The sequence below is a fragment of the Pedobacter sp. 01N416 genome (assembly GCF_056399685.1).
Map to the genome: position 1 here is coordinate 1 of NZ_JBFTRT010000347.1, position 5,346 is coordinate 5,346.

A 5,346-nucleotide genomic window follows, 5' to 3' on the forward strand; every position below is an offset into this window, starting at 1 on the left:
GGTATCTTGCTGATATTTTGCTAAACAATCTTTTTAGCAATGCAGTGCGGCATAATGTAAGTGGTGGACACATTCATATCCAACTTGATCAACAGGCGCTAACCATTTCCAATTCAGGAAACCCCGGTCATCTGCAAACCAAAATATTCGATCGTTTTTCAAAATCTGTGGAGTCTGAAGGCATAGGGCTTGGGTTAGCCATAACCAAACAGATCTGTAACCTTTATGGCTTTCGTATTGATTATCACGAAGAAAGTGGTGAACATGTTTTTACTGTTTATTTTGGTGATTAATCTGCCCATTTTTTTACGCTTCTTCATGCCGAACTTGTTTTATTAGTTGTGTTTATGGCGCTGAAGGTCTAATAGTTACTTCTTGGTCAGGATCTTTTTAGTTATTTATGTGGTTGAATTGCAAGAGTGGTGGGTGTTGCCACCGTCATTATAAATAATAAACACATTCTGCGTAGATCAGCGACATCTGCGGGAGGCTTAAGATGAAGCATTTGTCATATTTTTTATTGCCCGCAGATTTTTTAGGTGTGATTGTGTGTTACCACCTGTCACTATCGATTACCCCTTGCTGATGTGGTGATAGGTGTTGCCACCTGTCACTATCGAATTATCCATTTCGAACATCTAATTTAAAAAGTTTCACTCATTCATAACTTCAGAATTTCTCCATAATTCGATTATAGTTTTGATTAAAATTTAAACTATGAAAAGGTTTTTAGGGGTGTTGTTGATTATGGTAAGTTATAGAAGTCATACTTATGCTGCTGCCGTTATTGGGTACACTCAAAATATAGATTCGGTTAAAAATGTTCCTGCAGATTCTCTAGGACGATGGTACACTGACCAGTCGATGCAAAAAAGAAAGTTTCAGGCAACGGCATTTATTGCGCCTGTTTTACTTGCGGGTTATGGTTTTGCCGCTGTTTACGATCATGGCGCATTAAAACAACTGGATGTAAGTACCAAGGCAGAATTACAGGAAGACCATCCTTTATTTGCCGCTCATGTTGATGACTATCTCCAATTTGCACCAGCGGCTGCAGTATACGCACTTAATTTGTCGGGTATAAAAGGCAAGCATAACCTGTTTGATGCTTCGATGTTATATGTAACCTCCGCTGCAATTATGGGTGTTTCTACTCATTTTGTAAAACAGGGCGTTGGTAGAGAGCGACCAAATGAAAATGGAGAAAATTCTTTTCCCTCAGGGCATACCGCATCTGCATTTATGGCGGCAGAATTTCTGCATCAGGAGTATAAAGATGTTAACCCTTGGATTGGTTATGCAGGTTATTTTGTCGCCACTGCCACTGGAACACTGCGGATGTATAATAACAAACACTGGTTTAGTGATGTGGTGGCAGGTGCCGGATTCGGGATTGCTTCTACAAAGATATCTTATCTTGTTTATCCATATATCAAAAGCCTTTTCACTACAAAAAAAGATGGGAATTTTACATTTATGCCCTTCCACCAACAAGGTAGCACGGGTTTAATGCTTTCGGGCAGATTTTAATATTGTTCAATATTTTTTGAGTTGAAATCATCCAAAAATGAATATAAAGTTGAAGTACCTGATTTTATGCGTGGTTACTTTTTGGGTAATGGGAGCGGTGGCTCAAGTCCCTTCAAAAAGTCTCGGTTATTATTTAAAACAGGCTGAATTTACAAGCCCTGTACTTAAAGATTTTCAAAATCAACAGCGTTCTGCTGGGGTAGATAGTTTGATTGTTCGTGCAACCGGGGGACCACAGGTTACGGCCAGTTCTGCAGGGATGTATGCGCCAATTGTACATGGTTATGGTTACGATGAAGTGCTTACCAACGGACAGGCACTAGAAGTACTACTTAATGTGAATTATGATCTGCTGAACAAGAAACGCATCAATAACCAGCTCGAGGGTATTAAAATCCAAAGCGATTCCATTAAATATGCCAGGCAATTGTCGCTATATGATTTGCAAAGATCTATTGCCGATCAATATATTCTAGCCTATGCCAGTCAAGAGCAGGTAGATTTTAATCGGGAAGTGGTTATACTGCTCGAACAAGAAGAAGCACTGCTTAAAAAATTAACCAGAAGCAATATTTACAAACAATCCGAGTATTTAACTTTTCTGGTTACTTTACAGCAACAGCAACTGGTAGTAAAACAGGCCGAATTGCAGTTTAAAAATGATTACGCCACGTTAAATTATTTAGCAGGCATTGCCGACACCACACAGGTTAAGTTAGCTGATCCCCAATTGCAGACCTCCAGCACCTCAATGGATCGAGGCTTTTTTAATAAACGTTTTGATATCGACAGTTTAAAAAACAGCAATCAAAAAAAAGCGATTAACTTTAACTATAAACCCAAACTTGGGATATATGCAAATGGGGGCTATAATTCTTCATTTGTTTTACAGCCTTATAAAAATTTGGGGGCAAGTATTGGTTTTACTTTTTCCGTTCCTATTTACGATGGCCATCAGAAGAAAATGCAGTATAATAAACTCAGTCTTTCTGCTAAAACCATATCCAGTTACCGCGATTTTTTTGCCCGCCAGCAACAACAACAGCTAAACCTGATCCGTCAGCAGATTAACCAGACCGATTTACTCTTTCCAAAAATTAACGAACAGATCCGTTTTAGCAGAGGGTTGATCGAGGTAGACAGTAAATTGATGCATACTGGCGATTTAAAAGTGGCCGATTTTGTTATTGCGATCAACAACTATATGGCTGCTCAAAATTTGTTGCGCCAAACCAATATTAACCGTTTAAAACTGATCAACCAATTTAATTACTGGAACCGATAACCATGAATAGCTATCTAAAATTAATGTGTAGTGGTATTGCCACGCTGTTTGTTTTTTCGGGATGTCATCATTCTGCCCCTGCAGAAACTGTAGATGAGCCCTCGCCAATTACCCCAGTTCAGGTGACTACGGTTCGAGATAGTTCTCTTTCAGAATTTGTGGAGCTTTCGGCAGTTTCGGCGTATCTGGAGAAAAGTTTTGTAAAGGCAAATATTAACGGTTATGTAGAAAGTACCCGAGTCGTATTAGGCAAGCAGGTGGGGAGCCATCAACTGTTGTTTAGTTTAATTACCAAAGAAGCAAAATCGATTGGCAATAGCGTAAATAAGCTCGATGCCGGGTTTAAGTTTTCTGGTATTTCCAATATCAGAGCCGATCAGGCTGGAACAATTATTCAGGTAAATCATCAAAAAGGAGATTATGTGCAGGATGGAGAAGCTTTGGCCACCATCAGTAACCGCAATAGTCTGGTTTTTTTGCTCGATCTGCCTTACGAATATAATCAGCTGATCAGTCAGAATAAAAGTCTGGTTATCCGCTTACCGGATGGAACTAAAATGACCGGAACGGTTTCAGGAACCATGCTTGCTGTCGATTCATCAGCGCAGACCCAACGTTATATTCTTAAAGTGGGGGCTGGTAAAGATATTCCCGAAGGCTTGATTGCGAAAGTGTGGTTAACGAAAGTAAATCATGCACAGGCCCAGGTATTGCCAAAATCGGCGGTATTGGCTAATGAAACTGAAGATGAGTTTTGGGTAATGAAACTGATCAATGATTCAACAGCGGTAAAGATAAACGTGAAAAAAGGCATCGAAAGCCAAAATACAATTGAAGTGATCGGCCCTAAATTTTCGAAAACCGACCGGATCATTACATCTGGGAATTATGGAATAGCAGATACTGCCAAAGTTAAAATCCAGAAGTAGCCATGAACAAGTTTTTTATTTCCCATAAAAACCCAATCCTGGCAGTATTGCTCATTATACTGGTTGGCGGAGTATATGCTTTCAGTCAGCTAAAAACAGGACTTTTTCCAGAAATTACCTTTCCAAAGATCAAGATTATTGCCGATGCAGAATTGCAGCCGGTTGATAAGATGGTGGTTACTGTAACAAGGCCTTTAGAAAATGCGGTAAAACAAGTGCCCGATCTTCAATTGGTTAGGAGTACCACCAGTAGGGGCAGTTGTGAGCTTTCTGCATTTATGAACCCCGGTGCCGATATCGATCTGAGTCAGCAGCGCATAGAATCGCAGATTGCGAAAATCAGTGCTTCGTTGCCGGCTGGGGTTAACATTTCGGTAGAGAAGATGAATCCATCGATTCTTCCGGTAAGTGGATACAGCTTAGAAAGTCACAATTATTCGTCTGCTGAACTTAAAAAAATTGCCACCTATACCGTGAAACCCTTTCTTTCGCAGGTTGATGGCGTTTCCGAGATCCGTGTAATTGGCGGTAAGAGTAAAGAATACTGGCTGGAGCTTGATGTACAGAAAATGCAGACGCTGGGTATCGCCCCAGATCAGATCAGCAATGCACTCAGCCAAACCAATTTTATAAAATCTAACGGCTACCTCGCCGATCACAATTACCTGTACCTATCTGTAACCGATGCTACTGTAAAAAACAAAAGCGATCTGGAAAATCTGGTGTTGAGCAGAAAAGGTAACCGGATTATTAAAGTAATGGATATTGCTAAGGTAAATATTCAGCAAAGTGTAGAATATACCCGCATCAATGCCAACGGGAAAGATGGAATCCTGATTGCAGTAATCAAACAACCTAATGCCAACCTGGTCGATCTCTCCAATGAGATGTTTACCAAAGTAGAACAACTGAAACATATTCTGCCGGCCGGCGTAAGCATTAAACCTTATTACGTACAGGCCGATTTTGTAAACGAATCGGTAAAAAGTGTACGCGATAGTTTATTAATTGGTTTGGCATTGGCCATTTTGGTGGCTATTATTTTTTTGAGATCGTTCAAGGCAAGCGTTACCATTTTAATCACCATCCCGGTTACGCTTTGTTTAACTGTAATTGTACTCTATTTTGTTGGGTATTCGCTCAATATCATGACCCTTGGCGCCATTGCAGCAGCCATAGGTTTAATTATAGATGATGCTATAGTGGTGGTAGAGCAGATTCATCGCACACATGAAGAACACCCCGAAGAGCTTACAATGAGGTTGTTGAGCAAGGCGGTGAGTTATCTTTTCCCGGCCATGTTGGGGTCTTCTATCAGTACGATTGTGATATTCGTTCCCTTTGTACTGATGACGGGTGTTGCAGGTTCTTATTTTCAGGTGATGACCAATACCATGATCATTACCCTGGTCTGTTCCTTCTTTGTTACCTGGATTGGTTTACCTGTGATTTATCTTTTGCTTACCCGTAAAGGGGGTAGTCACGCAGCAACTGGCAAAAAAGTAGTGGTACATGAGGTTAAATCGCAAAACTGGGTGCGTTATTTTATACAACGACCTTATATCTCGATCATATTTATGCTCGTGCTGATCGCATCGATTG

At 40.4% G+C, this 5,346-nt stretch carries 5 protein-coding genes; all 5 read left to right on the plus strand.

What is annotated here, in order from left to right:
• Positions 1-293: sensor histidine kinase (locus AC1DND_RS18295; RefSeq protein WP_477583791.1), on the plus strand; the 293-nt coding region annotated here is incomplete at its 5' end.
• Positions 294-717: 424 nt separating this feature from the next.
• The gene (locus AC1DND_RS18300) at positions 718-1,530 is read left to right on the plus strand and encodes a phosphatase PAP2 family protein (RefSeq protein ID WP_477583793.1); all 813 of its coding nucleotides are present in this window, start codon (positions 718-720) and stop codon (positions 1,528-1,530) included.
• A 37-nt stretch (positions 1,531-1,567) separates the two neighbouring features.
• Complete coding sequence (locus AC1DND_RS18305) at positions 1,568-2,815, plus strand: TolC family protein (protein WP_477583795.1); 1,248 nt, start codon at positions 1,568-1,570, stop codon at positions 2,813-2,815.
• A gap of 2 nt (positions 2,816-2,817) precedes the next feature.
• Positions 2,818-3,744, plus strand: coding sequence for an efflux RND transporter periplasmic adaptor subunit (locus AC1DND_RS18310; RefSeq protein ID WP_477583797.1), 927 nt, complete (start codon positions 2,818-2,820; stop codon positions 3,742-3,744).
• 2 nt (positions 3,745-3,746) lie between these two features.
• The coding region (locus tag AC1DND_RS18315) for an efflux RND transporter permease subunit (protein ID WP_477583799.1) at positions 3,747-5,346 on the plus strand (1,600 nt) is incomplete at its 3' end.

What these genes read in the sequence shown, in the direction of transcription:
- AC1DND_RS18305 (WP_477583795.1), top strand. Translation starts at nt 1,568, where the DNA reads ATGAATATAAAGTTGAAGTACCTGATTTTATGCGTGGTTACTTTTTGG.
- AC1DND_RS18310 (WP_477583797.1), top strand. Translation starts at nt 2,818, where the DNA reads ATGAATAGCTATCTAAAATTAATGTGTAGTGGTATTGCCACGCTGTTT.
- AC1DND_RS18300 (WP_477583793.1), top strand. Translation starts at nt 718, where the DNA reads ATGAAAAGGTTTTTAGGGGTGTTGTTGATTATGGTAAGTTATAGAAGT.